The 22,620-nt window shown below is 57.1% G+C and carries 22 protein-coding genes; 16 read left to right on the top strand and 6 right to left on the bottom strand.

Annotation, left to right across the window (positions count from 1 at the left end):
- The first annotated feature begins 74 nt into the window (after positions 1 to 74).
- Entirely contained in the window at positions 75 to 1,223 is a 1,149-nt protein-coding gene (locus SINAR_RS0130235; protein WP_028002525.1) for a ceramide glucosyltransferase, read from the top strand.
- 213 nt (positions 1,224 to 1,436) lie between these two features.
- Here the strand turns inward: SINAR_RS0130235 and SINAR_RS0130230 are convergent, their stop codons facing one another.
- The 5 genes from SINAR_RS0130230 to phnF (SINAR_RS01000000134220) all read right to left on the bottom strand — a co-directional run bounded on the left by SINAR_RS0130230 (position 1,437) and on the right by phnF (SINAR_RS01000000134220) (position 6,439).
- Positions 1,437 to 2,210, bottom strand: coding sequence for a phosphocholine cytidylyltransferase family protein (locus tag SINAR_RS0130230; RefSeq protein WP_028002524.1), 774 nt, complete (start codon positions 2,208 to 2,210; stop codon positions 1,437 to 1,439).
- Positions 2,211 to 2,244: 34 nt separating this feature from the next.
- On the bottom strand, positions 2,245 to 3,435 hold the full coding sequence (locus tag SINAR_RS0130225) for an aminotransferase class I/II-fold pyridoxal phosphate-dependent enzyme (protein ID WP_028002523.1): 1,191 nt from the start codon (positions 3,433 to 3,435) through the stop codon (positions 2,245 to 2,247).
- Between the two features lie 50 nt (positions 3,436 to 3,485).
- Positions 3,486 to 4,475, bottom strand: coding sequence for a phosphoenolpyruvate mutase (gene aepX, locus SINAR_RS0130220; RefSeq protein WP_234710687.1), 990 nt, complete (start codon positions 4,473 to 4,475; stop codon positions 3,486 to 3,488).
- 413 nt (positions 4,476 to 4,888) lie between these two features.
- Positions 4,889 to 5,557 (bottom strand): GntR family transcriptional regulator, encoded by a 669-nt coding sequence (locus SINAR_RS0130215; protein WP_272913708.1) that lies wholly within the window; start codon positions 5,555 to 5,557, stop codon positions 4,889 to 4,891.
- A 144-nt stretch (positions 5,558 to 5,701) separates the two neighbouring features.
- Positions 5,702 to 6,439, bottom strand: coding sequence for a phosphonate metabolism transcriptional regulator PhnF (gene phnF, locus SINAR_RS01000000134220; protein WP_050577614.1), 738 nt, complete (start codon positions 6,437 to 6,439; stop codon positions 5,702 to 5,704).
- A 1,433-nt stretch (positions 6,440 to 7,872) separates the two neighbouring features.
- On the opposite strand from phnF (SINAR_RS01000000134220), the gene SINAR_RS0130200 reads away from it, so the two are divergent.
- The gene (locus SINAR_RS0130200) at positions 7,873 to 8,649 is read left to right on the top strand and encodes a class I SAM-dependent methyltransferase (protein WP_028002520.1); all 777 of its coding nucleotides are present in this window, start codon (positions 7,873 to 7,875) and stop codon (positions 8,647 to 8,649) included.
- Positions 8,650 to 9,014: 365 nt separating this feature from the next.
- Here the strand turns inward: SINAR_RS0130200 and SINAR_RS1000000137450 are convergent, their stop codons facing one another.
- A complete protein-coding gene (locus SINAR_RS1000000137450) occupies positions 9,015 to 9,173 on the bottom strand; it encodes a hypothetical protein (RefSeq protein ID WP_167333620.1) in 159 nt (52 codons plus the stop codon).
- Positions 9,174 to 9,453: 280 nt separating this feature from the next.
- Between SINAR_RS1000000137450 and SINAR_RS0130190 the strand changes: the two genes are divergently transcribed.
- The 14 genes from SINAR_RS0130190 (at position 9,454) to SINAR_RS0130125 (ending at position 22,578) form a co-directional block, all read left to right on the top strand.
- A complete protein-coding gene (locus tag SINAR_RS0130190; RefSeq protein WP_033058238.1) occupies positions 9,454 to 10,365 on the top strand; it encodes an ABC transporter permease in 912 nt (303 codons plus the stop codon).
- Positions 10,366 to 10,367: 2 nt separating this feature from the next.
- Entirely contained in the window at positions 10,368 to 11,267 is a 900-nt protein-coding gene (locus tag SINAR_RS0130185; protein WP_028002518.1) for an ABC transporter permease, read from the top strand.
- A 61-nt stretch (positions 11,268 to 11,328) separates the two neighbouring features.
- On the top strand, positions 11,329 to 12,843 hold the full coding sequence (locus SINAR_RS0130180) for an ABC transporter substrate-binding protein (protein ID WP_234710686.1): 1,515 nt from the start codon (positions 11,329 to 11,331) through the stop codon (positions 12,841 to 12,843).
- Positions 12,844 to 12,878: 35 nt separating this feature from the next.
- Positions 12,879 to 13,895 carry an ABC transporter ATP-binding protein gene (locus SINAR_RS0130175; protein ID WP_028002516.1) on the top strand — a complete coding sequence of 339 codons (1,017 nt, stop codon included), beginning with the start codon at positions 12,879 to 12,881 and terminating at the stop codon, positions 13,893 to 13,895.
- A gap of 41 nt (positions 13,896 to 13,936) precedes the next feature.
- Positions 13,937 to 14,920, top strand: coding sequence for an ABC transporter ATP-binding protein (locus SINAR_RS0130170; RefSeq protein ID WP_028002515.1), 984 nt, complete (start codon positions 13,937 to 13,939; stop codon positions 14,918 to 14,920).
- 133 nt (positions 14,921 to 15,053) lie between these two features.
- On the top strand, positions 15,054 to 15,755 hold the full coding sequence (gene phnF / locus SINAR_RS0130165; protein WP_033058236.1) for a phosphonate metabolism transcriptional regulator PhnF: 702 nt from the start codon (positions 15,054 to 15,056) through the stop codon (positions 15,753 to 15,755).
- Between the two features lie 135 nt (positions 15,756 to 15,890).
- Positions 15,891 to 16,346 (top strand): phosphonate C-P lyase system protein PhnG, encoded by a 456-nt coding sequence (phnG, locus tag SINAR_RS0130160; protein ID WP_028002513.1) that lies wholly within the window; start codon positions 15,891 to 15,893, stop codon positions 16,344 to 16,346.
- Complete coding sequence (gene phnH, locus SINAR_RS0130155) at positions 16,343 to 16,948, top strand: phosphonate C-P lyase system protein PhnH (RefSeq protein WP_028002512.1); 606 nt, start codon at positions 16,343 to 16,345, stop codon at positions 16,946 to 16,948. The genes phnG and phnH overlap by 4 nt, the downstream gene beginning before the upstream one ends.
- Positions 16,949 to 18,055: a carbon-phosphorus lyase complex subunit gene (locus SINAR_RS0130150; protein ID WP_028002511.1), complete on the top strand. Its 1,107-nt coding sequence runs from the start codon at positions 16,949 to 16,951 to the stop codon at positions 18,053 to 18,055.
- Positions 18,052 to 18,924, top strand: coding sequence for an alpha-D-ribose 1-methylphosphonate 5-phosphate C-P-lyase PhnJ (locus SINAR_RS0130145; protein ID WP_050577612.1), 873 nt, complete (start codon positions 18,052 to 18,054; stop codon positions 18,922 to 18,924). The genes SINAR_RS0130150 and SINAR_RS0130145 overlap by 4 nt, the downstream gene beginning before the upstream one ends.
- Before the next feature lie 103 nt (positions 18,925 to 19,027).
- Positions 19,028 to 20,170, top strand: a complete 1,143-nt coding sequence (locus SINAR_RS0130140; protein WP_028002509.1) for an alpha-D-ribose 1-methylphosphonate 5-triphosphate diphosphatase — start codon at positions 19,028 to 19,030, stop codon at positions 20,168 to 20,170.
- Between the two features lie 81 nt (positions 20,171 to 20,251).
- Positions 20,252 to 21,472: an alkaline phosphatase family protein gene (locus SINAR_RS0130135; RefSeq protein WP_050577611.1), complete on the top strand. Its 1,221-nt coding sequence runs from the start codon at positions 20,252 to 20,254 to the stop codon at positions 21,470 to 21,472.
- Between the two features lie 27 nt (positions 21,473 to 21,499).
- Complete coding sequence (phnK, locus tag SINAR_RS0130130) at positions 21,500 to 22,279, top strand: phosphonate C-P lyase system protein PhnK (RefSeq protein ID WP_028002507.1); 780 nt, start codon at positions 21,500 to 21,502, stop codon at positions 22,277 to 22,279.
- Positions 22,279 to 22,578, top strand: a complete 300-nt coding sequence (locus SINAR_RS0130125; RefSeq protein ID WP_028002506.1) for a hypothetical protein — start codon at positions 22,279 to 22,281, stop codon at positions 22,576 to 22,578. The genes phnK and SINAR_RS0130125 overlap by 1 nt, the downstream gene beginning before the upstream one ends.
- Positions 22,579 to 22,620 lie beyond the last annotated feature (42 nt).

Below are 22,620 nucleotides of genomic sequence, written 5' to 3'. Positions count from 1 at the left end.
TGTCATCTTCCAGTGATGTTTATCCTGGGCCTAAGTTCGTCACAATCGTGGCGCGGCTCGTGCCTGGGTAAACGATGCTGATTTTGTTCGTCTCCGTCGGTCTCTTCCTCGCCATCAATGCCCTGAGCCTGGTTATTGCGGGCTGCCGTATCCGGCCTCGTATAGGCCCTCAGCCTCAGACCCTGCAGCGGCCTCCTGTCTCAGTCGTGGTTCCGCTCTGCGGCATCGAGGAGTTTTCCCAAGAAACGCTCGACAGCGCGTTCCGCCTGGATTGGCCCGACTACGAGATCATCTTCTGCGTGGCTGACGCCAAGGATCCGGTGATCCCGTTAATCGGGGAAGTGCGTCAGCGCCACCCAGCGATCCCGGCAACAATTCTTGTCGGTGACGACCTGATCAGCGCCAATCCCAAGCTGAACAACTGCGTGAAAGGCTGGAATGCAGCTTCGCATGGTTGGGTGGTTCTCGCCGACTCTAACGTTCTTATGCCAACCGATTATCTCGTCCGCCTGATGGCAGCGTGGCAGCCGTCGACAGGGCTAGTATGCTCGACGCCACTCGGTTCACGCCCATCTGGGTTTTGGGCGGAGGTTGAATGTGCGTTCCTCAATGCTCACCAGGCGCGCTGGCAGTATGCCGTCGAAGCCCTTGGTTTCGGGTTTGCCCAGGGCAAAAGCATGCTCTGGCGTAAGAGCATGCTGGATGCCCACGGCGGCATTCAGGCACTCGCGTCGGAAATTGCCGAGGATGCGGCCGCAACGAAACTCGTGAGAAGCCTCGGCTTGAAAGTCCACCTCGTTGCCTCGCCGTTCGAACAGCCACTTGGCACCAGGTCGTTTCGGGAGATTTGGGCTCGACAGTGCCGTTGGGCGAGGTTGCGGCGCGTGACCTTTCCTCACTTCTTCTTCCCGGAAATCCTGGCTGGCTTAATGCCGCCACTTCTGCTGTCGGTGATCGCCGCTGTTGTTGCAGGTCACAGTGTGCTGGCCATGTCCGGTTTTGTAGCAAGCGCTGCGTACTTGCCGGAACTCGCTCTCGTGTATCGGAAGAACTGGTACGTTTCCCGATGGTCGCTCCTCGCCATGGTTACGCGCGATACGTTGCTCCCGATAATATGGGTTCGCAGTTGGCTTGCGGGCAGCACACATTGGCGAGGCAATAGAATGTTGATCGGCTCGCATGAGTCCCGGCTTGAAACAAGCGCGCTCGCGAGCACCCCATAGAATCCGGCGCCGGTGGGTAGAAAGGCGCTTGATGAAAAGCGATATTGTAGTTCCGATGCGACATTCTCGCGTGACTGCGTTTGTCGCGCAGGGACCTCCATTTGCACGACCGAGGCTTCACGTTGTGCGCTTTTTTCCCCGCTTGCGTGCATCAGTCGGCGCGGTCGAGAGCTGGCGGGACCTGATGTCGGCCGCGGGCCGCAACGACGCCCTCTATGCAAGTGCTTGCGTGCCGAAGATGCGTTCGGCGACTCGCAAGTCACTTACACTGTCGATCTCGTACCACCTTTGGTCGTCGCAGCGTGCGGCGGCGAGTTGCAGCCCGCGCTTCTCGATGAGATACGCAAGCACTTCCTCCGTGTAGGCTGTCGACGCACCGGAGCCGATGAGCTCATCCAGGGCGGGAACGATCGTCATCCTCAGCGCAATGCTGGAAAAGCGGATGAGATTCATCGTCTTGAATAGCGAAGGGCCGTTCGCTAGGAGGTTGGCCGCCGTTTGGTTCAACCGGACTTCGGATATTAGGCCGTCCTTAGACACCAAAACGGCTGAGCCTTCCATCGAGGAATCGAACGGTGCGACAGCCGCGGCATTCAGCGCATCGGCCGTCATTAGGCAGCGCAGCGCATCCTCTTCGAAAAAAACGTCGCCTTCGAGAAGATAGCAGTCGTCGGACAGCAACGCGTCCCGCGCCAGCCAAAGGGAATAGGCGCTGCCCGTACGATCGAAGACGGATGACTCAACATAGTTGATCTCAAGTCCGCCGAAGCGCCTGCCGCAGGCGTATTGAATGGCATCCTTGCGATAGCCGACGACGATCGTCACTTCTTGGACGCCAACCGCCTCGAGGTTGCGCAAGGCATTATGTAGAATCGGCGTGCCGCTGACCTCCACGAGCGGTTTCGGTTGCAGATCGGTCAACGGACGCAGACGTGAGCCCAAACCGGCGGCGAGAATGACGGCCTTTTTCGGTCCAGTGATGGGCATCGCATTCCCTTTCTTCGTTGTACGAGTGACGGTGTCATTCCCAGCCGTTGAGGACCTCGACGAGCCGGCTTAAGCCAATCCGAAGCTTTTCGGGTGGAATCCCGTACGAGAGACGAAGGCCGGTAGGATCACCGAATGTAGTACCCGATACGGCTGCGACGCCGGCGTCCGAGAGCAATGAATCGACTATATCATCGGTTGTTGTCAGGCCGCCGATTCCGGTTGCCGGCTGCAGCAGATGGGAAAGATCGAGATAGAAATAGAAGCCGCCTGCAGCTTTCGGCACACGGACGCGCTTTAGCGAGGAAAGGACGTTAAGGCCGATCTGCCTGGCACTGGCGAGCTGCGATCGCAATCTGCTTTGATAGCCCCCATCCCCGCATTGCAAGTGGGCGAGCACGGCGTGCTGCGCAATCACATTGGGGTTGGACGTAGTGTGCGACTGAAAGGCATTAACGGCATTGATCACCTCTTTCAGACCCGCAATGTAGCCGATCCGCCACCCGGTCAGCGCGAGCGATTTGCTGAACCCGTTGACGATGAGGGTACGCGAGCGCACTTCCGGAATTATTGAGGTGATCGGATGATGCGTGTGGTGTCCATGCACGAAGTCGCCGTAGCACTCATCGAAAATGATCCAGAGGTTCCGGTTGACGGCGAAATCGGCGACGCCGAGCAGCGTCGGGACGTCATAAACGGCACCCGTGGGATTGTTTGGAGTGTTGATGACAATAGCCCGCGTCCGATCGGTTACCGCTGCTTTGATGTCCGCAACACGAGGCACATAGCCGTTGTGGCGCGTATCGACGAAGACCGGAGTCCCGCCGGCAATCAGCACCTGCGCCGGAAACGTCGTCCAGTAGGGCGCCGGGATGATCACCTCGTCGCCAGGGTTTAGGAGCACCATCGCAGCGTTGAACAAAGCCTGCTTGGCGCCGGACGTCACAGCCACCTCTTCGGCCTTCCACGTTTGGCCGGTATCGAGCGAAATCTTCCTTGCCAGCGCCTCCCGCAGCTCCATAACGCCGATCGTATCGGTGTAGCGGTTGATGCCCCTATTGATGGCCTCGATCGCGCCATCACGGATGCCAGGCGCGAGATTGCTCCATATTTCTCCGGCGGTGAGATCGATGACTTCCTTGCCGGCCTCGGCGGCTGCTTTTGCTGCCGCGCGCGCCGTGGCCGTTCCCGATGAACGGATCAGGTTTGCCCGTTGCGCAAGCATGTGCACCCTCCACCACTACCGTTTCTACGGGTTCACGCCCGTTCGGTGCGCTACGCGCGGTGTTTCGGCAGATACTGCTCTTCCGCCTCAGCCAGCTCGTCATAGGCCATCAGCCTGAACAGCTCATCAAGGCCGGCAATTTCGTCCTCAACAGCTGCCACGCTTTGTTCCGCGTGAATTCGGCCGCAGATGTGGCGCATGCCGGCAATGGCCGCTCGCATCGTGTGGTTAGCCCAGATGACGGTCGAAATTCCGGCATCGCGATAGGCGGAAACCGGCGTCTTGTAGTATTTCGTCGGCACGATTACGACTGGCAACTTGTTGTCCCATTCCTCGGCAAAGGTCAGGATCTCGTCAGCAACGGTCTTGCGGGAATGGATGAGGATGGCGTCGGCACCCGCTTCCGCATAAGCGTCGGCTCGAACGATTGCCTCGTCGAGACTGTGACCGGCGATCATCGCCTCGGTGCGGGCGACGAGGACGAATTCAGGCCCGGTCGTGTCCTTTATAGCCGTGAGGCGTCCGCAAAATTCGTCGACATCGGCTAGCGCATGTCTGTCGCCGACGAAGGAGTTCGCTTTTGGGAACTGCTTGTCTTCAAGGCACAGCCCGGCGGCACCGCGTTGTTCAAGCTTGCGTGCGACAATGCGAGCGTTGTTGAAGTTACCAAAACCGCTGTCGCCGTCGACGAGAACCGGAATATCGGTTGCATCGACGATGCGTTCGACCATATCGACGATCTGCGTCCAACTTGCTTCGCTGGCATCCCTATATCCAAGGACCGAGGAGATCGAAAGGCCAGAAGCCCACAGGCCCTTGAACCCCGCGCGTTCAGCGATAGCTGCCGACAGCCCGTCGTGCGCTTCCATCAGAAATGTAAGGTCACTCGAGAGAACGAGTTGACGAAGAATTGTCGATGAGATGGTCGCTGACAATCCTTCGTCACTGGTCAGAGATGAAGTTGTCCTGTTCATTGTTATGCTTCCTTCCTGAGACTGGAGAGTGGGCCCCATCTCAGAAAAAGGCAAGTAAGCATTCATTATACTAAGAAATATACTAGCAGATATATTTGTCACATGGAAAAGTAATTTCAACGACGCGCATGGCGAAGGCACCTTGTGCCAGCCCAAGTATCCATTTGGTGTCGTCAATTTCCAAGAGGCTTTGCCGAGTAATCCAAGCGTCCGAATTACCGCCGCTGTTACACCAGACGGAGCACGCGGCGGCGGCCGATCATGGTCTCTATGCCGACGTGCAGGTGCTTTTGAATTCCGAACACGATGATCGGTGAAGGTGGTGGAATGCTCGCCTGAAAGCCAAATCGTCACGTCGGACGCACTTCACTGCCATACCTGCGGATTGGTTTAGACTGTCCAATACCGCCCATCAACCATGGCATCAACAAAGGTGCGTGGAACGGGGACTACGTCGTCGCAGCCCTCGCTCCCAGGATCTATGCAATTAGCGGGAAGCTTGCCAGCCGTCGTCTGCTGAGCTCTTGTAGAACCGCGGGTATTGCTCTTTGCTCAAAGTCTAGGTGGTTTATCAATGCGGATTTCACCAAGTCCGGCGTCTTGCCAAACTGAGACATGACATCTGTGAGCCTTGCGAGACTCCCCTCGAAACGAGGAGAGAGCTCAGACGCGGCTATTGCCATCCGCAGAGGGTGGGAGCCAAAACAAAATTTCTCGATGATTTGGCAGAGCTCGCAGCTTGACGACCCTTGCGCTATCACCGCGAATATCGTTTCCGCCTGGCGAGCGAGTCCCGACGGAGATGACCCGTCGGAGGACGAAGAATGGTGCGATGCTTGGGGCTGTACACGTGTTAGTGCAAAGGTGAGAATTTCGCGGGCTATAACGTAGGAATCCAGCAGAGCCCACTCGAGCAACGGCCGCGTGAAGTAGCCTTCTCGAGGAACGGATACGATCTTTCCCTCCGCAGTGAGCCGGATCAGTGCTTCGCGCACTGGAGTTCGACCGATGTTGAGTTTGGAAGCTAGCTCCTTTTCATTAAGATGCTGCCCTGGCATGTGAGTGCAGCTGTAGAGCAACTGCAGGAGTGCATCGTAGGCTTCATCGGCTTTTCCGCTCGTCGTGGGCCCACAAGCCAAGCTCGGCATTTCTATTCCACGACATTGGGGCAATTTTTCACAGAGCCACATCTCCAAGCTCTTCCTTCCCGAAGTCCTTAACCGATTGTGGGGATCGAATGCTGCTTCCAAAGCGTAGCATGCTGAAAGCGACAAGCTATGACCACCGGCAAGTCAGATTGCCCGCCGTGGTAAACTGACACCGACATCATCCTCATTGCCGTCAACAAGGTACTCGAACCGATCGCTTCGTATGACGCTGAAAGAACATTTGATCGGTGACCCATCCGGGATTACATCGACGTTGGTTTCAAATAGTACCGGGCTGGACGAAGATATTCGCAGCCGCTGTGCTTCCTGTGGGGTGGGTCTGCGCGCAGTTATCCGGGTCCATTTTCGCTTGTACTCGGCGATTCCGCAGCGCTTTAGGGCTGCAGTGAAGGAGTCTACCTCTTCGAACGCAGCGGCAAGGCCCGGAGCTCGGTCGATTGGGAAGTAACTCATTCCGGTCGCTAAGGGCGAGTCGTTGATGAACGAGACCGATCTGAGCTCAGTTACCGGTACCGTTGGGGCGATGTTCAAATGCTTCGCGATAGCAGCCTCGACAGGTGCTTCGTTGATCGACAGTATTTCCGTCTTCAGGGATTTGTTCTGACCAAGCAGTTTATAAGTGAACCTGCGCTCGTTGCTCGATCTGTCTGCAACGAAATCATCAGCAACAAACGTTCCCACACCATGTTCGACGCGCAATGCACCCTCGGATTCCAGCACCTTGATCGCATTGCGCACCGTGTGGCGATTGACGCCAAATCGTTCTGCCAAGACCAGATCACCAGGCAGACGCCCGTCCTCGAACGCGCCCGCAACGATATCATTCAGGATCGTCGAGCGAACCACTTCCCAACGCTTCATTGCCGTCCACTTTCTTCGACTCGCGTCTTTAACTTTTTGCTGACAGAAAGGCGCAGGAACAAGCGCGATGACCTGACCGGGCAGTATACGTCTACTGCTCTGCGACTGATGTTCATAATAGAGTAAAGCAAGAGCACGGCATGTGGACCGTTGTGTGCAGTTTTGTCGTGTGCTCCGGCGGACACTTGAACGAGCATTCTACTAAGTTGAGCATTGACCATCATGATGCGAATGGCTTCAGAATACTGGCTGCTCGCGGCGTTCTCGATGAACTCATTGAGGCTCCCACAGATTGATCAAGGAAATTGCTCCATTTTCTGCCACAGGCGCTATACCTGTCACATGAATGCCGATCACAGCTCCCGCTGTGCTATGGAGAACTTCAACAATCGTGCCAATCTGGCTGATTGAGCCTAACATAATTCTTGTGACCGCTTTTCAGCCACTAAACCCGATCGATTGGCTAAGCCAGCCTGTGTCGCGGACCCGACAAACCCGACAGTATGTATCGGGTAGATGCGACGTACCGCACCCGTGTGTTCCCGGTTCCGGCAAAAAATTGAAAGTCTGGCAATGGACGTATCCGCCGCAAGATCGTCCGTTCGGCGGCACCAGCCCGTCGATGGCTATTCGGCCCAGACCAGGCTCGCGAAATCGCAGTCGAGAAGCAGCAACCAGTGGTGGCGCAATACCACCGCCCTTCCAGAAGCGATCGGCCAGAGCCTCGATGACCATAAATGATTCTAGATGAAGTGCGATATATTTACAAATGTATTGTATAGTGTCCGCGCAACGTGATGCGCCATTGTGAAAAAACTTATCGCTTATACGAAAATAGAGGTGATTATATCGAAAAATATACGTCGTTCGTCTATTGCTTTTCTTTCAATGTGCGTTCAGCCTGCGTAAATGAGGCGGGACTGACGAAGGCAGTTGGAGCGCGCGCGGATTATCACCAGACTATGCGTGCTGGGATACATTGTTGCCACGGCTCACCCATACCCGAGGCAAAATTGTAGGCCCTGACGCAGCGAAGCCGCTTATCCCCGGCGACTCGCAACAGTCAAAGATAGGATCCAGGTGCGATATGATACCTTAATGTGGGATTCCGTCCTTTCGTTGTTGACCCAGCCCGTTACAAGTCAAGCTGACGCGCGCAACAGCTTCTCGGGACGACAGATGCCTTCGCTCGAAAATGTCGAGCGAGATTTCACAAAAGAGGCCCTTCCACTATGCGTGGAGCGCCATTCAAAACCTGGAGTCACATATATCCTTGGACGAGAACAGCGCAAGCGAGCGCCCGATAGCACATCGAGAACGTTGGTTCGGTCGAGCTCTGAGTAGCATGCTCTGAGGCAGTACGCAGGCGATAGGTGCGAGTAAGCCGGACGAACCGAGGTGCCCTTTACGATTTGGACAATGAGGAGAACGTAATGAATGATCATGGGCACGTGAATGACGCCTATCGTGCGTATGGCGAAATATGGAGCGACATATATGACGAATATGCGGAGGCGCTCAAAAAGTCCGTCGAAACGGACCGTGCAGTGAGTTTTCTTGCGCCGTTAGCAAAGGGCGGAACCGCGCTCGATCTTGGCGTCGGACATGGTCACATTGCCTTGCCGCTTTCCAAAACAGGAGCTTCAGTTCACGGGCTCGATAATTCGGAGAAGATGCTCGCCTCACTCCGCGCGAGTAGCGGTGGAGATGCAATCACATCGCACCTTGGTGACATGGCCCAGTTCGATCTAGGTACGCAATTTGACCTTGTGTACTGCATCAACAACACCTTTTCACATATGGTGACTGTGGAACAACAACTCGGTTGCTTGGCGTCTATCGTAAAGTCTCTGCGGCCAAACGGACGGTTCGTCATACATTTAAACTACCCATACACCGCTGATTTCTCAGGTGCTGGCATCTATGGCGACCAGCGAACCACAGTCATCCACATCGATGAGCGGCGCGCCATGGTCCGCTTTGCCAGGCATGACCGCAATCAGCAGCTTGTTATCTCTCAAGACCTTTGGATTACACCGACCGAAAGCCGAACTATGCCTATCAAGGTGCGATATTTTTATCCAACGGAGCTCGATTTACTCGCAAGGATTAGCGGACTCGAACTCCTCGAACGCTATGGAGATTGGCAGAGGCGTCCGTTTGACAACGCATCTTGGCGTTACATGTCGGTGTTCCGGAAAGCATCCTGAGCGTTGCACGTGTTGGCAGAAGGGGTAATGCTTTTCGCCCCTGCTGCCGATAGGCAAGCGACGTCCAAAGTGGCAGCTTAAACGTCCTCCACTCCCGCCGAAGATCTGTAAGCTGTCGGCTCGCTCGCTCTTGTGGAAACGGACATCGTCGAGAATGACGACGCCCGGGGGCGACAGCTCGGTGCGAGTTGCGCTTCGATCGGGCGTAGGCGCATAGTGCCGCTCACTTGGTGACCAGACGGAGAGCTTGATCACTCGTATTGGTCGAAGTCTCGTCAACAAAGATCAGTCGCGCCAATGGCTGGTTGACCAAGCGCCGGAGCCGTCTGATTCAGAGATCGCTTGCCTGCAGACTGTTTTGCAGCTCAGCCGAGCCGGTGGATAAGACGGCAGACATTGGAGCGATGCACGGCGACCGCGCGCCCGGCGAGTTCCATGCACAGTTCGCCCATCGGCAAGTCGCCGTTGTGCGCCAGGCGCTGGCGGATCCTAATTCCCATGGTGTTCAGCTTGCCGTCATACATTGCCCTGCCGCAGCGGTGCCAGCGACCCGGTCGCGCGTTTGAGCTTCACGAGAGAAACGCGGCGATGACGCGGCGGGTGGGTATGCCTCCTCAACAAACGCAATGACACGACTGCGCAAAACAAGTGGATGTGATTTGCCCCTTCCGCGCAAAGCGAGGGAATGCGCTGAATGTGGGAGCCTGTCATGAAAGCGTAACAAAGGAGCCCTAAAGAGAGACCTAGACATCTGGTTATTTAGTATAGTTTCTGTCCCGCTCCTGTTGCTGCGAGAGAATTTTGATGTTTTTCTTATCAAGAGCCTTCCGTAGCGCCTTTACCTTATGGGCAATCCTGACCGTCGTCTTTGTTGCGACCCGGATCACAGGCGATCCCACATCATTTCTCATTCCTCCGGAAATGCCCGAAGAGCAACGCGTTGAGCTTCGGGCGAAGCTCGGCTTGGACGATGGGATTCCCACGCAGTATCTGCGGTATGGCGAAGCCATTATCCGCGGAGACTTCGGGCAGAGCTTTTTCTCCAATAGACCCGTCGTCGAACTTTTCATGGAACGGGTTCCCAACACCCTCCTTCTCACCGTGCCAGCTTTCCTTTTGTCCGTGACGATCGGTTTGGCCGCCGGTCTTGGGGCCGCCCTGCATCACAATGCATTTTTTGATCGTTCGCTCACAACTGCGACAGTGGTGTTGCAGGCCATTCCAAATTTCGTGGTCGGCATCGTCGCCATCCTGGTCTTCAGCCTTTCCCTTAAGCTTCTGCCGAGCGGCGGAATGGGCACTTGGAAACACCTTGTTCTGCCGGTAATCACCCTTGCCGTTGCCACGTGCGCAAACATATCGCGCCTCGTTCGCAGCAGCATGCTTGAGGTCCTGTCGCAGGATTATATGCGTTATGCGCAAAGCAAAGGGCTAAGCCCAGCCCTCATCGTGCTGAAGCACGGCCTCAGGAACGCGATCCTGCCCGTGCTCACTATTCTCGGTCTCCAAATCGGCGGTCTGGTCGCGGGCGGCGTCGTTACTGAATCTGTGTTCGCCTGGCCTGGCGCTGGGCGCCTCGTGATCGAGGCTGTCATGAAGCGTGATTTCGCGATGCTTCAGTTCGGAATCCTGGTTTTCTCCGCAGCAATCATCGTCGCCAATCTTCTCGTAGATGTGGCCTACGGCTTGCTGGATCCGCGGGTGCGTGGGAGGTAATGATGAGTATCGACGTGCGTGCGCCGCAGCCGATGGCCGAAGAAGCCATGGAAGGCCCTGCGGCTTTGGTCCGGAACGGCCGCCTGCACTCGGCGGCAATCGTCTCCTGTTTTCTCCTGGGGGTCGTGGCGGTCCTGGCAGTTGCCGCTCCCGCGATTGCTCCATACGGTATCGCCGACCAGAGCCTTTTAAGCCGATTGCGAGCACCAGTGTTTTCTGGCGGCACGACCGAATACCTCCTGGGCACTGATCACCTCGGGCGAGATGTGCTTTCTCGTCTACTTTTTGCGACGCGCACCACACTGCTTATCGCTGGCGCCGGAGTCCTAGTCGGTGTCGTTACGGGGACCATAAGTGGATTGATCTCCGGAACCCTTGGAGGATGGATCGATCAATCCTTCATGGCCGTGGTCGACGCGCAGGCCGCTGTGCCAGTCACCTTGGTGGCTCTGACTGCGGTTGCTCTCGTCGGGACCCAGCCACTGATTTTGATTCTGATCGTCGGTCTGGCCGATTACTACAAATATGCTCGCGTCGTCCGCGGTCAGGTGATCGCCCTGAAAAGTCGAAGCTTCATCGAAGCCGCTCGATGCTCAGGAGCGTCACCCTGGCGCATCGCGCTACGTCACATTCTTCCCAATACGCTCTCTCCTGTCATCGTTCTGGCCAGTTTGAGCTTCGCTGAGATCGTCGTTCTGGAATCTTCACTATCGTTTCTTGGCGTTGGTGTTCAGCCCCCGAACGTTTCCCTTGGATCGCTGCTCGGCGAGGCGCGAAACTATCTGATCACCACACCATGGCTGGCGATCCTTCCCTGTGTTGTCATCGTCGCGATTACACTTGCAGCATCCCTGATTGGCGATTGGCTGCGCGACAGCCTCGATCCCCGAAGCCGTGCATGATCGCGCTGCTGAAAAACCTTCCTGCAGGAAATTCTGAACTTCACCATTCTTGGAGACACAGATGCGAAAACTGCTCTTAGCCATCGCTATTCTGCTGCCGACTTTCGCGGCCGCCCAGGAAGATGCGAGGCCGCCACTCACCGTCGGCGTCAACACAGTCCGTGCTAACTTCGATCCCGGCCTGGCGCTCGGAAACGTCGACATTCCGATCACCTACAACGTGTTCGACACGCTGGTCGCGAGGGATTTTTCAAAAAGCGAGGACCGCACGGCATATGAGCTCGTGCCCGGCCTCGCCCAGAGCTGGAAACGGATCGATGACCGGACGATGGAGTTCTCCCTTCGGCCGGGCGTGCAATTTCACAACGGACAGCCTTTTACGAGTGCCGACGTCAAATATACTTTCGACCGAATCCTCGATCCCGCTTCGGACTACGTCAGCGCCAAGAATCTTCTCAAGGTCATCGAACGGGTTGACGTTGTCGACGACCTGACCGTGAGGATCATGACGAAAGCCCCCAGTCCCATCCTGCTTCATCTCCTGGCGTACCACACCAGCGATATCGTGCCGAAGGCCTATTTCGAGTCCGTCGGCAAGGCGGGCTTCGGACAGAAGCCGATCGGAACGGGTCCATTTGCTTTCGTCAAACTCCAGCCAGACGAAAGTATGGAGCTTAAGGCCAATGATGCCTATTTCCGCGGCCGCCCGACCATCTCCACACTGACCTTCAAGGCCATTCCCGAGGTTTCGGCGCGAATAACGGCTCTCGCGAATGGCGAAGTGGACATCATCAATAGCCTGCCGCCGGACCAACTTGCGGCTATCCAAAATCTTGGTTGCTGCGAGATCCGCAGCACCATGGCGAACCATCACTTCATCCAGTACAACACCTACAACCCGGTGATGGCCGACAAGAAACTGCGTCAGGCCCTCAATCTTGCAATCGATCGCCAATTGCTCGCGAACGCCCTGTGGGATGGCAAGGCCACCATTCCGCATTCGGCGCAGTATGAGGCATGGGGACGCGAGCTTTACAATCCCGATCGCCCGACCCTAGCTTACGACCCCGACCGTGCTCGTCAGTTGCTGAAGGAGTCGTCATACAATGGCGAACCGATCAACTACGTGACACACCCCGTCTACTACACCAACGGTGTCCCGGTCGCCGAGGCAGTCGTAGAAATGTGGAAGGCCATCGGTGTCAATGCCAGCGTAAGAGTTGATGAAGGGTGGAGCAAACTCAAGAAGGAGGATCCGGTTCTCACCGTGAAGAACGGCTCGGACTGGGTGGTACCGACCGATCCCGCGGTGACCCTCTTTATGACCTGGTCAAAACGTCTCTGGAAGGACGAGGCGCGTTTCGACGAACTCGCCGAACAGGGTGAGACGAGTCTCGATGCAAAGAACCGTTACGATGTCTACCAGAAGATGGTCGACCTCTTCGAGGAGGACGCGCCGGGAACCTATCTCTACCGTGCGCCGGATTTCTACGGCGTGAGGTCCGGTGTCCAGTGGCTCCCGAACACGGAGTACACGATGGATTTCCGTCCCGACAACGTTCACTTGGCGCAGTGAACCGTCAGAAGCCCCGGCAACCAGGTGAGACCAGGATGAACGAGAGCGAACTCCTCCGCGTCGAAAAACTGCGCACCCACTTCCACGCGCAAGGTCGCACTGTCAGGGCAGTCGAGGATGTTTCGTTCTCGGTTCAACAAGGAAGCACAGTTTGTCTTGTCGGAGAGTCCGGGTCGGGCAAATCAGCGACTGCCTTCTCCATCCTGAATCTCATTCCGAAGGCGCTCGGGCGCGTGATCTCGGGGAAGGTCCTCTTCAAGGGAGAGGACCTTCTCCAGGCTCCGCCGCGACGGCAAAGGAATATCCTGGGCTATGATATTGCCATGATATTCCAGGAACCCGCGGCGGCGCTCAATCCGGTCTACACGATTGGCGAGCAAATCGCAGAAGTGCTGCGAGCCCATGCCAAATGCGGTTCACATGAAGCCCGTCGGCAGGCGAAAGCCTTGCTTGATCGCGTGGGCATTGCCGATGCCGAACGGCGGCTCGACGATTATCCGCATCAGCTCTCCGGCGGCATGCGGCAAAGAGCAATGATTGCGATCGCGCTTTCTTGTCGTCCCAGTTTGCTCATTGCCGATGAACCGACCACAGCGCTTGATGCAACCGTCCAATCACAAATTCTCGGTCTCCTTCACGATCTGCAGAGGGAAACAGGAATGGCGCTGCTGTTCATCACGCACGACCTCAGCGTTGTCGCAGAAATCGCTGACCGGGTTTTGGTTATGTACGCCGGCAGGGTCGTCGAGGAAGGCGGAGTGACCGAGATATTCGACAACCCCCGCATGCCCTATACGCGAGCCTTGCTGAGCGCGCGCCCCGGCCTGAATTCCGACGCCGGATCGTCGCGCCGGCTATCTGCCGTAGCCGGCAGCCCTCCGGATCTCGCAAACCTCGCCAGTGGATGCTCATTTCATCCGCGATGCAGGTATGCCGCCCGCGATTGCTTCAACAGGATGCCGGAACTTGAAGACGTTGGCGGACACAGGATTCGTTGTCTCCAATGGCGCCAGATCGAAGCTGCCACTGCAAAGCCGGAGGTTCTCGTATGAATGCTCATGTTAGCCTTCTTAGCACCCGGGAAATCGACGAAATGTCGAGCCGTGCTCCAGAAACCTCTTTGCTCGAGGTGAAAGATCTTCGCGTGCATCTACCGCTGCGCTCCTTCTCGCCGTTCAGTCCAAGACGGACCATAAAGGCCGTTGACGGGATATCACTTTCGATCGCCGCCGGCGAAATCGTCGGCCTGGTGGGCGAGTCCGGATCAGGCAAGACGACTTTGGGTCGAAGCTTGCTGCGGCTTGTGGAGCCGAGTTCGGGCCAGACACGATTTAACGGGGTCGACCTCGCTACATTGTCGCCGCCCGAAATGCGCTCCTTCCGGCGGCACATGCAGATGATATTTCAGGATCCCTTTAGCAGCCTCAATCCCCGAATGACTGTCGGGGAAGCCGTCGGTGAACCTCTGTCCATCCATCATGGTCATCTGACAAAGCAGGCGCGGACTGATCGGGTCGGCGAACTCTTGGAGCAAGTCGGACTATCTCGCGCACACGCCTTCCGTCATCCGCACGCATTCAGTGGCGGGCAACGTCAGAGGATTGCCATCGCTAGAGCGTTAGCCACTGATCCAGACTTCATCGTCGCCGATGAACCAGTGTCGGCTCTTGACGTGTCGGTGCAAGCTCAGATCGTAAATCTGCTTCTTAATCTCAAGGATAAACTAGCGCTTACGATCCTGTTCATCTCGCATGATCTGCGGGTTATCAGCCATATCGCTGATCGCGTAATCGTCATGTATCTCGGGAAGATCGTTGAGGTTGCTCCGCCCGCGACGTTTCGGAGTGCGCCCGCTCATCCTTACACCGAAGCCCTTGTTTCGGCGCTACCCGTCGGCCATCCAAGCCTTCGCAAACCACGGGCAGTCCTTAAAGGCGAAATTCCAAGCGCTGTTACACCTCCCTCCGGCTGCGTCTTCAGAACGCGATGCTCTCTCGCCAGCCCGGAATGTTCACAAATCGCGCCAAGCCTTCGGCAAGTCGGTCCAGGGCACTGGACCGCATGCATACACCGTTAGACTCACTCTCGTCGAGATAATATCCATGTACTCCATTTCCCGATCGGCCGCTTTTCGGTATCCCTGCATATGATTTATCTGTCATTAGCGGGACAAAGTTTGTGAGTGAATTCCAGCAGATACGTGGTGAGCAATGAAGCGTTGGGAAATGGTTCGCTCTTCTATCCTCAGCGACATCGATGCCGGTGCCTTCGAGGACGGGCGGCTGCCGGGCGATCTCGTCCTGGCGGAGCGCTTTGGCGTCAACCGCCATACAGTGCGCAATGCGATCAAAGCGCTCGAATCCGAAGGGGCTCTTCGGGTTCAGCATGGGGTAGGGACCTTCGTTGCCGAGGATTTCATCTCTCACCGGTTGGATAAGGATCCGAGGTTCACTTACAAACTCCTCGGCCAGAACAAGGCGGTAAAGCGAGAAATCCTGTCAATCAACCATGGCTCCGTCGAAGCGGATATTGCGAAGCACTTGGGCGTTGCGCCCTCCGCGCTGGTCACCGAAGTCAGGTCGATTTCGTTTATCAATGACTGGCCTTTGGCCACAGGATCTTCGTATTTCCCTCTCGATCGGGTTCCGGGTCTCGCGACTGCGTTCGAAGGGCTGAACTCCTTCACCGCCGCGCTAAAGCGCTGCGGTGTCACCGAATACAGAAGAAAATGGACCCGGATAACCGCGCGCAGGCCCACGCCGCAGGAGGCTCAACTGCTGCGGATATCGTCGTCCAGCCCAGTCCTTTTTGAGACAAATGTCGACGTCAATCCAGACGGCCTGCCGATAAAATACGCGCTCAGCGTCATCCGAAGCGACAGATACGAATATCTCATCGAAGCTGAAGGCTAGCCGCGAGCTTTTTGGGGGAAACCCGCCCCCAAAAGCCGCAGATCGTCATGAAACTGTTGCGATAGAAGTTTATGACGCCCGAGTTACCTAGATGTCTAGGTGACTCACTTCGGAAAATCGAGGCAGTGAACGACAGTGCGACATGAAATTGAACAACGGCAGCGATGGATGGCCATTCTTGCACGAGCGAGCCGCGAGGAACTTGAGCTGGCTTACGCCGACCTCGCAGTAGATTTGGATTTCAGATGGTTGCGGATGCCGGAAAGCGGTCTGGCTCTCGTGCGCGGGCGTGCTGGCGGAACAGGCTCGCTGTTCAATCTGGGCGAGGTCACGATGACGCGATGCGCACTCAAGATGTCGGATGGAACGACCGGATTCGCTTTCATCCTTGGTCGTGACCGGCGTCGTGCGGAACTGGCCGCAATCTTCGATGCCGTGCTGCGAAGGGCAGATGAGAAAGCCGCCAGTGCTCTCCAGTTCGTCGTCAAGATGGGACAGGCGCAAGCGGCTCGACGTGAGCTCAAGAGCCGCAAGGCGGCTTCCACAAAAGTCAATTTCTTTGCAATGACGCGAGGCATGAGTCCGGAATGATCGAGGTTATGGACAAGGCCGGGATCGAGCCCGGTTTTGCAAATCCCGTTTTCGACAGCCAGGATACGTTTCGGCGCATCCTGGATGCTTGTGCCTATGTCGGACGGATCCAGCAGCTGTCCTGTGAAGCACCGGCAATAGGTCCGCTCGGACCGGCCGCCATATCGGTTTGCCTTACGCTGGCAGATTTCGACACCCCGATCTGGCTCGACCCCGCGTCCGACCAGAAGTCCGTTCGCGACTTTCTCGGGTTCCACTGTGGCGTTCCATTTACCGGAGCGGTCGAGGCGTCGGCGTTCGCCGTCGTCACCGATCCAGCGCGGATGCCACGCTTGACGCATTTCAGGGTTGGAACGGAACTCGAGCCGCAGCGATCAACAACAGTTCTCATCCAGGTGCCGTCGTTCACGGGCGGGCCTGCCGTTCGCTGGTCGGGTCCAGGCATCCAGCACGACATCGCGATGACGATCGACGGCCTTCCGGCTTGGTTCTGGGAGGAATGGCAGGGCAATCACGAACTCTATCCACTCGGCGTCGATGTCTTGTTCACATCCGACAGAGCGGTGGTGGCTCTGCCCCGCAGCATTTCAGTGGAGTGTTAGATGGCATACGTTGCTGTGAAGGGAGGCGAACAAGCGATCGAAGCTTCGCATCGTTTGATCGCCGAAGATCGGCGCGGAGACCCTTCGGTTCCCGAGTTAACGGTTCGGCAAATCTCGGAGCAATTTGGTCTGGCAGTGGACCGGGTGATGTGCGAGGGCTCCGTCTACGACAGGGAGCTTGCAGCCCTTGCCTTGAAGCAGGCGCAAGGAGACGCCGTTGAGGCGATTTTTCTTCTCCGGGCCTACCGCACGACCTTGGCGCGCTTTGCGGTGTCAAATCCGCTCGACACCGCGCAAATGGCGATCGAGCGGCGCATCTCTGCCACTTTCAAGGACATTCCCGCAGGTCAGGTGCTTGGTTCAACCTACGAGTACACCCACCGGCTTCTTGATTTTGACCTTCTCGACAATGCTGACGACGCGGGACTGAAAGCTAACGTCGCAGCGCAACCTCTCGACCGCGATGTTCCTCGAGCCTTCGACAGCATCTCCGAAGAGGGCCTGATCGAGGCGGAGTTGCCCGAGCCAGAACTATCCTCACCGGTTTTCGATCTCACACGAGAACCTCAATCGCTGCCCGCCGGGCGTGATCAGCGCTTACAGAACCTGGCCCGCGGCGACGAGGGCTTCGTGGTCGGTTTGGCCTATTCCGCCCTGCGGGGTTACGGCGCAGCGCATCCCTATGTCGGGGAGACCCGGGTTGGTGAAGTCACCGTTGAAATAGTCCCCGAGGAACTCGGCTTTGCGGTTTCCATCGGAGACATCATGGTCACGGAATGCCAGATGCTGGACCTCTTCGGAGGCTCGGAAGACGAGCCTGCGCGCTTCACCCGTGGTTATGGCCTTTCGTTCGGGAAGAGTGAGCGCAAGGCGATGGGGATGGCGATCGTCGATCGAGCATTGCGTTGTCGCGAATATGGCGAGGAAGCACGCTATCCCGTCCAGCATGAAGAGTTCGTTCTAACGCATACCGACAATCTGGAGGCCGGCGGCTTCGTCTCACATCTCACGCTACCGCACTACGTCGATTTTCAAGGCGACCTGCAATTCATACGGCAGTTGCGTGAGGAGCAAAGCGGCGGCCGCAAAAAGGAGGCTGCAGAATGACGGAAAGTCGTGACAGCGTGACCGGCCGCCGACAGGCCTATAATTTCGCCTATCTCGACGAGCAGTCCAAACGGATGATCCGTCGATGCATCCTGAAAGCGATCGCTGTTCCTGGCCTCCAAGTTCCGTTTGGCAGCCGCGAGATGCCTCTGGCCTATGGGTGGGGTACCGGAGGCATCCAGGTGACGGCAAGTGTCATCGGACCCGACGACACGCTTAAAGTGATCGACCAGGGTGCGGACGATGCGACGAACGCCGTATCCATCCGTCGCTTCTTCAAGCGCGTTGCTGGCGTCGCAACGACCGAACAGACCGGTGCGGCCACCATCATCCAGACCCGCCACCGTGTGCCCGAAACCTCGCTGAAAGAAGGGCAGATCCTTGTCTATCAGGTGCCGTCGCCCGAGGCGTTGCGACGATTGGAGCCGAGGGAATCCGAAACACGAAAAATGCATGCTTACGCGGAATACGGTCTGATGAGCGTTCAGCTTTACGAGGACATCGCCCGTTTTGGCCATATCGCCACGACCAACAGCTACCCGGTGATGACGAATAGGCGGCATCTCATGTCGCCATCGCCCATTCCGAAGTTCGACAATCCAAAGATCTCGAACAGCCCTGCAATCCAGCTTTACGGCGCCGGCCGCGAAAAGCGGATATACGCCGTTCCGCCCTATACGGATGTCCGCAGCCTCGATTTCAAGGACCACCCCTTCCGTGTGCAGCGATGGACGCAATCCTGCTCAATTTGCGGGGCGACTGAAAGCTACCTCGACGAGATCGTCATGGATGACAAGGGGCAGCGGATGTTCGTCTGCTCCGACACCGACTACTGCGCAAGCCGACAGCACGAAAGACCAGCTTCATAAGCGACGGTGCAGAAAACGAAGCCCTCCAAAGGAGCTTCCCGCCAGCAAGATTCTACATCCGAACGCAGCTCGCTTTCAGCGAGCTCAAACATACCGAGGCAACATGAGTGACAAGATCTCTTTCAAGAACGCCAGGATCGTTCTTCCTGGCGAAATGGTGAGCGGCAGTGTCAGTTTAACACATGGGCTCATTTCCGACGTCTCCGCTGGTCCGAGTTTGGCCAGTGATGCAATCGACGTGGAAGGCGATTACTTGGTACCGGGGATCGTGGATCTGCATACCGACAACCTTGAGCGCCATCTTTCACCACGACCGGGCGTCAGGTGGGACGTGCAACTCGCCCTACTCGCTCACGACGCCTTGGTCGTAGCGGGTGGCATCACGACCGTGCTCGACGCGCTCTGCGTCGGCTCGACCGTACGAAAGCCGGAGAGGAACAAGCTCCTCGAACCGAGTGTCACCGGCATATCCGCCGCCAAGAACAACGGCCTGCTTCGCGCAGACCACTTTCTGCACCTGCGCTGCGAAACGACCGACCGGGATGTTCTGCAGTACTTCTCTGGTTCGATCGACAGTCCGCTTGTCAAGCTCATCTCGATCATGGATCACGCGCCAGGTCATCGTCAGGCGGCGGATCTGGTAAAGTTCCGTCGAGAGCAATTCGCCGACTATGGCCTTACCGCCGAAAATCTCGATCGGCAGATCGACGAATGGCGCGCCGCCTCGGAAGAGCTTGGGCCACGGCACCGAAGGTTCATCGCAGAACACGCACTGCGTCGCCAGCTCGTCACAGCAAGCCATGACGACGAAACGGTCGAGCATGTCGCTGAGGCAAAAACCCTCGGAGTCTCGATCTCAGAGTTCCCGACGACCTTACGAGCCGCGCAAGCCGCAAGGGCGGCTGGCATGTCGATCCTGATGGGCGGTCCGAACGTCGTTCGAGGCGGATCGCACTCCGGGAATGTCTCTGCAGTAGAGCTTGCTCGCGAGGGCCTACTGGACATTCTCGCTTCGGATTACGTCCCGGGCAGCTTGTTGTCCGCAGCGTTCCAGCTCGTCGACACCATTGGACTCGATCTCCCGGCTGCCGTTCGCATCATCTCGACGAACCCCGCTACCGCACTTGGGCTGCATGATCGCGGTGCAATCGAGGCTGGCCGTCGGGGCGATCTGATCCGAGTGGCTATCGCCGACGGCAAACCGATTGTTCGCGGAGTCTGGTGCCAGGGACGCCAGGTTTACTGACCTCCCGGAACGATCCTAGCAAAGTTGAACCCGGCACGACGAACCAATTCACCGCGGCCGATTGTTGGAGTGGAGAAGAACATGCAGCGCAAAAAAGTCTTTATGATCATGATCGATGGCATCAGCTCAGATTACTTTGCAAGTAACCGCAAGAGCTTGCCAAACCTGTCGGCACTGGCCGATAGAGGTTTTCTGGTGGAGCGCCTGAGCTCCCCTATGCCCGCGATGTCGATGCCAGGTCGAGCATCCATCGTCACCGGTGACTGCACAGAGGCGCATGGCATTTTCGGCAACCGAATTCTGGTGGACGGCCGGTTCGAACCGCCACAGGCTCAGGACGTAATGACCCGAACAATCGCGCAGCGTGCATCCGAGGCAGGTCTCGACGTGGCATGTGTCGGTCACGCTCTCATCCGACCCGAGCACACTTCTGTATACGTTCCACCCTGCTGGCTGAGGGGTTCCGGATTCTTGAAGAAGTCCGACCTGAGCACCTACCTATTGAATGTGAAGGATCCCAAAAGCAGGCTGGAAGGTCTTCCGCTGGCCGTGGAAGAACCTGGTGCTGTTACGACGGGTGCAGCGTTCCGGGCTACGACCTTCTTTGTGGGTGATCAGTTAATGGTTTCGGCCGCGACGGCATTGGCCTGCTCCGACAGCCCTCCCGATCTCATCCTGACTGAAGTCAACATGACGGACACGTACCAACATGACTTCGGTTATGAAAGTCGAGAGGCACATGCTTCCATGACCTTCGCCGATCTTCTGGTTGGTCAGGTCATCTCGAGACTTTCCCAAGCAGGACGCCTGTCCGACTACGTGATCGCCATCACGAGCGACCACGGCCATGGCCCTATCCATACGGCAATCTATGCCAATCGCGTCTTTCCGGCGCACACATTGGCATCAGAAGGAGCTGTACTTCATATCGTGGTGTCCAACGAAGCCGACCGAGCCGCCGTCACGGCACGACTTGCGGAATTCGGAGCCGAGCCCTGGAACTCCGACCACGTGCCCAATGCGGTTCGGGATCAGATCTGCACCTTCATCGCACCTCCCGGCCATGACTTCGAAGAAGCACCGCAGGGCGCGTCTGCGGATCAGCTCACTGGCAAACCAAAGTTTCGTTCGACCCATGGTTTCCGGCCTGGCTCGCCGCTCGACGATCGCATCTGCATCTTTGCCGGAAATACGGTTCCGAAAGTGGGCCTGAACTCGGCCGAAGCGGAGCGCTTCGCACCAACTCTCGGCCGACTGCTCGGTCTCGAAGACACGTTCGCTGCTAAATCGCTGTTTGAGTAGGCAGCAACCATGAGACAGGAAATACGGATGCAAGGAGCTAGGCGTCGACCGCTGTTGTCCATCCGCCGTCTTTCCAAATCCTATGGCAAGACATTGGGTTGCGAGAATATTTCCTTCGATCTATTTTCCGGCGAAATCATCGCCATTGTTGGGGAATCGGGATCAGGGAAGTCAACGTTGCTCAACTGCCTGTCCGGACGGATGGTGCCGGATACCGGCTCGGTCGTTTACGACATGGATCAGAAGGGACCCACGGATGTTCTGACCCTGGCGGAGCCAGAACGACGGAAGTTGATGCGGACGGACTGGGGACTTGTCCATCAAAGCCCTCGAGACGGTCTCAGAATGGAGGTCAGCGCCGGCGGCAACATCGGCGAGCGGCCGATGGGGATCGGTGCAAGGCACTATGGCCACATACGCAAAGAAGCGCAGGAGTGGCTGACCAAGGTCGAAATCGATCTGTCAAGGACAGATCATCGTCCCAAAACCTTTTCCGGCGGAATGCAGCAACGCCTGCAGATCGCGCGGATTCTGGTGACCAAGCCGCGGCTCGTCTTCATGGACGAGCCGACGGGTGGTCTCGACGTTTCTGTACAGGCGCGCCTGTTGGACCTCCTGCGAGGTCTCGTTATGAACATCGGTGTCGCAGTGGTGTTGGTCACCCATGACCTCTCCGTCGCCCGTCTGTTGGCGCACCGCATCATCGTAATGCGGCGGGGAAACATCGTGGAGACTGGGCTTACAGACCAGGTTCTCGACGATCCCCACCATCCCTACACGCAACTTCTCGTCTCTTCGGTGCTCTGATGTTGGTCGACAGCAAGATCGCTTCTAACGGTGAAGCGCAGAAACACACCATGAATGAGTTGACATTGACCGGCGCAAGACTCGTTCTACCCGGTGAAACCTATGACGACACGATACACGTCATGGACGTCAGCATCGACGGCATCAGTCCGGGAAAAAGCGTCTCAGCGATTGACCTGGAAGGCAGATATTTGACGCCCGGACTTGTCTATCTTCATGCCGGCAATCTTGAAAAGCACGCGCTGTCCCGCCCTGGTATCACCTGGAACTGGAATCGGGCAGGGGCCGACCGCTGCTAGGTGATGGAGATTACGGACATTCCTATCGTTCGAAGAGATTGG

The sequence above is a fragment of the Sinorhizobium arboris LMG 14919 genome, assembly GCF_000427465.1.
GTDB classification, from domain to species: Bacteria; Pseudomonadota; Alphaproteobacteria; order Rhizobiales; family Rhizobiaceae; genus Sinorhizobium; species Sinorhizobium arboris.
Note: the sequence above shows the minus strand (reverse complement) of the source record. Positions and strands in the feature narration are given on the sequence as shown.

What these genes read in the sequence shown, in the direction of transcription:
- SINAR_RS0130235 (WP_028002525.1), top strand. Translation starts at nt 75, where the DNA reads ATGCTGATTTTGTTCGTCTCCGTCGGTCTCTTCCTCGCCATCAATGCC.
- SINAR_RS0130230 (WP_028002524.1), bottom strand. Translation starts at nt 2,210, where the DNA reads ATGCCCATCACTGGACCGAAAAAGGCCGTCATTCTCGCCGCCGGTTTG.
- SINAR_RS0130225 (WP_028002523.1), bottom strand. Translation starts at nt 3,435, where the DNA reads ATGCTTGCGCAACGGGCAAACCTGATCCGTTCATCGGGAACGGCCACG.
- aepX (WP_234710687.1), bottom strand. Translation starts at nt 4,475, where the DNA reads ATGAATGCTTACTTGCCTTTTTCTGAGATGGGGCCCACTCTCCAGTCT.
- SINAR_RS0130215 (WP_272913708.1), bottom strand. Translation starts at nt 5,557, where the DNA reads ATGCCGAGCTTGGCTTGTGGGCCCACGACGAGCGGAAAAGCCGATGAA.
- phnF (WP_050577614.1), bottom strand. Translation starts at nt 6,439, where the DNA reads ATGAAGCGTTGGGAAGTGGTTCGCTCGACGATCCTGAATGATATCGTT.
- SINAR_RS0130200 (WP_028002520.1), top strand. Translation starts at nt 7,873, where the DNA reads ATGAATGATCATGGGCACGTGAATGACGCCTATCGTGCGTATGGCGAA.
- SINAR_RS1000000137450 (WP_167333620.1), bottom strand. Translation starts at nt 9,173, where the DNA reads ATGTATGACGGCAAGCTGAACACCATGGGAATTAGGATCCGCCAGCGC.
- SINAR_RS0130190 (WP_033058238.1), top strand. Translation starts at nt 9,454, where the DNA reads ATGTTTTTCTTATCAAGAGCCTTCCGTAGCGCCTTTACCTTATGGGCA.
- SINAR_RS0130185 (WP_028002518.1), top strand. Translation starts at nt 10,368, where the DNA reads ATGAGTATCGACGTGCGTGCGCCGCAGCCGATGGCCGAAGAAGCCATG.
- SINAR_RS0130180 (WP_234710686.1), top strand. Translation starts at nt 11,329, where the DNA reads ATGCGAAAACTGCTCTTAGCCATCGCTATTCTGCTGCCGACTTTCGCG.
- SINAR_RS0130175 (WP_028002516.1), top strand. Translation starts at nt 12,879, where the DNA reads ATGAACGAGAGCGAACTCCTCCGCGTCGAAAAACTGCGCACCCACTTC.
- SINAR_RS0130170 (WP_028002515.1), top strand. Translation starts at nt 13,937, where the DNA reads ATGTCGAGCCGTGCTCCAGAAACCTCTTTGCTCGAGGTGAAAGATCTT.
- phnF (WP_033058236.1), top strand. Translation starts at nt 15,054, where the DNA reads ATGAAGCGTTGGGAAATGGTTCGCTCTTCTATCCTCAGCGACATCGAT.
- phnH (WP_028002512.1), top strand. Translation starts at nt 16,343, where the DNA reads ATGATCGAGGTTATGGACAAGGCCGGGATCGAGCCCGGTTTTGCAAAT.
- SINAR_RS0130150 (WP_028002511.1), top strand. Translation starts at nt 16,949, where the DNA reads ATGGCATACGTTGCTGTGAAGGGAGGCGAACAAGCGATCGAAGCTTCG.
- SINAR_RS0130145 (WP_050577612.1), top strand. Translation starts at nt 18,052, where the DNA reads ATGACGGAAAGTCGTGACAGCGTGACCGGCCGCCGACAGGCCTATAAT.
- SINAR_RS0130140 (WP_028002509.1), top strand. Translation starts at nt 19,028, where the DNA reads ATGAGTGACAAGATCTCTTTCAAGAACGCCAGGATCGTTCTTCCTGGC.
- SINAR_RS0130135 (WP_050577611.1), top strand. Translation starts at nt 20,252, where the DNA reads ATGCAGCGCAAAAAAGTCTTTATGATCATGATCGATGGCATCAGCTCA.
- phnK (WP_028002507.1), top strand. Translation starts at nt 21,500, where the DNA reads ATGCAAGGAGCTAGGCGTCGACCGCTGTTGTCCATCCGCCGTCTTTCC.
- SINAR_RS0130125 (WP_028002506.1), top strand. Translation starts at nt 22,279, where the DNA reads ATGTTGGTCGACAGCAAGATCGCTTCTAACGGTGAAGCGCAGAAACAC.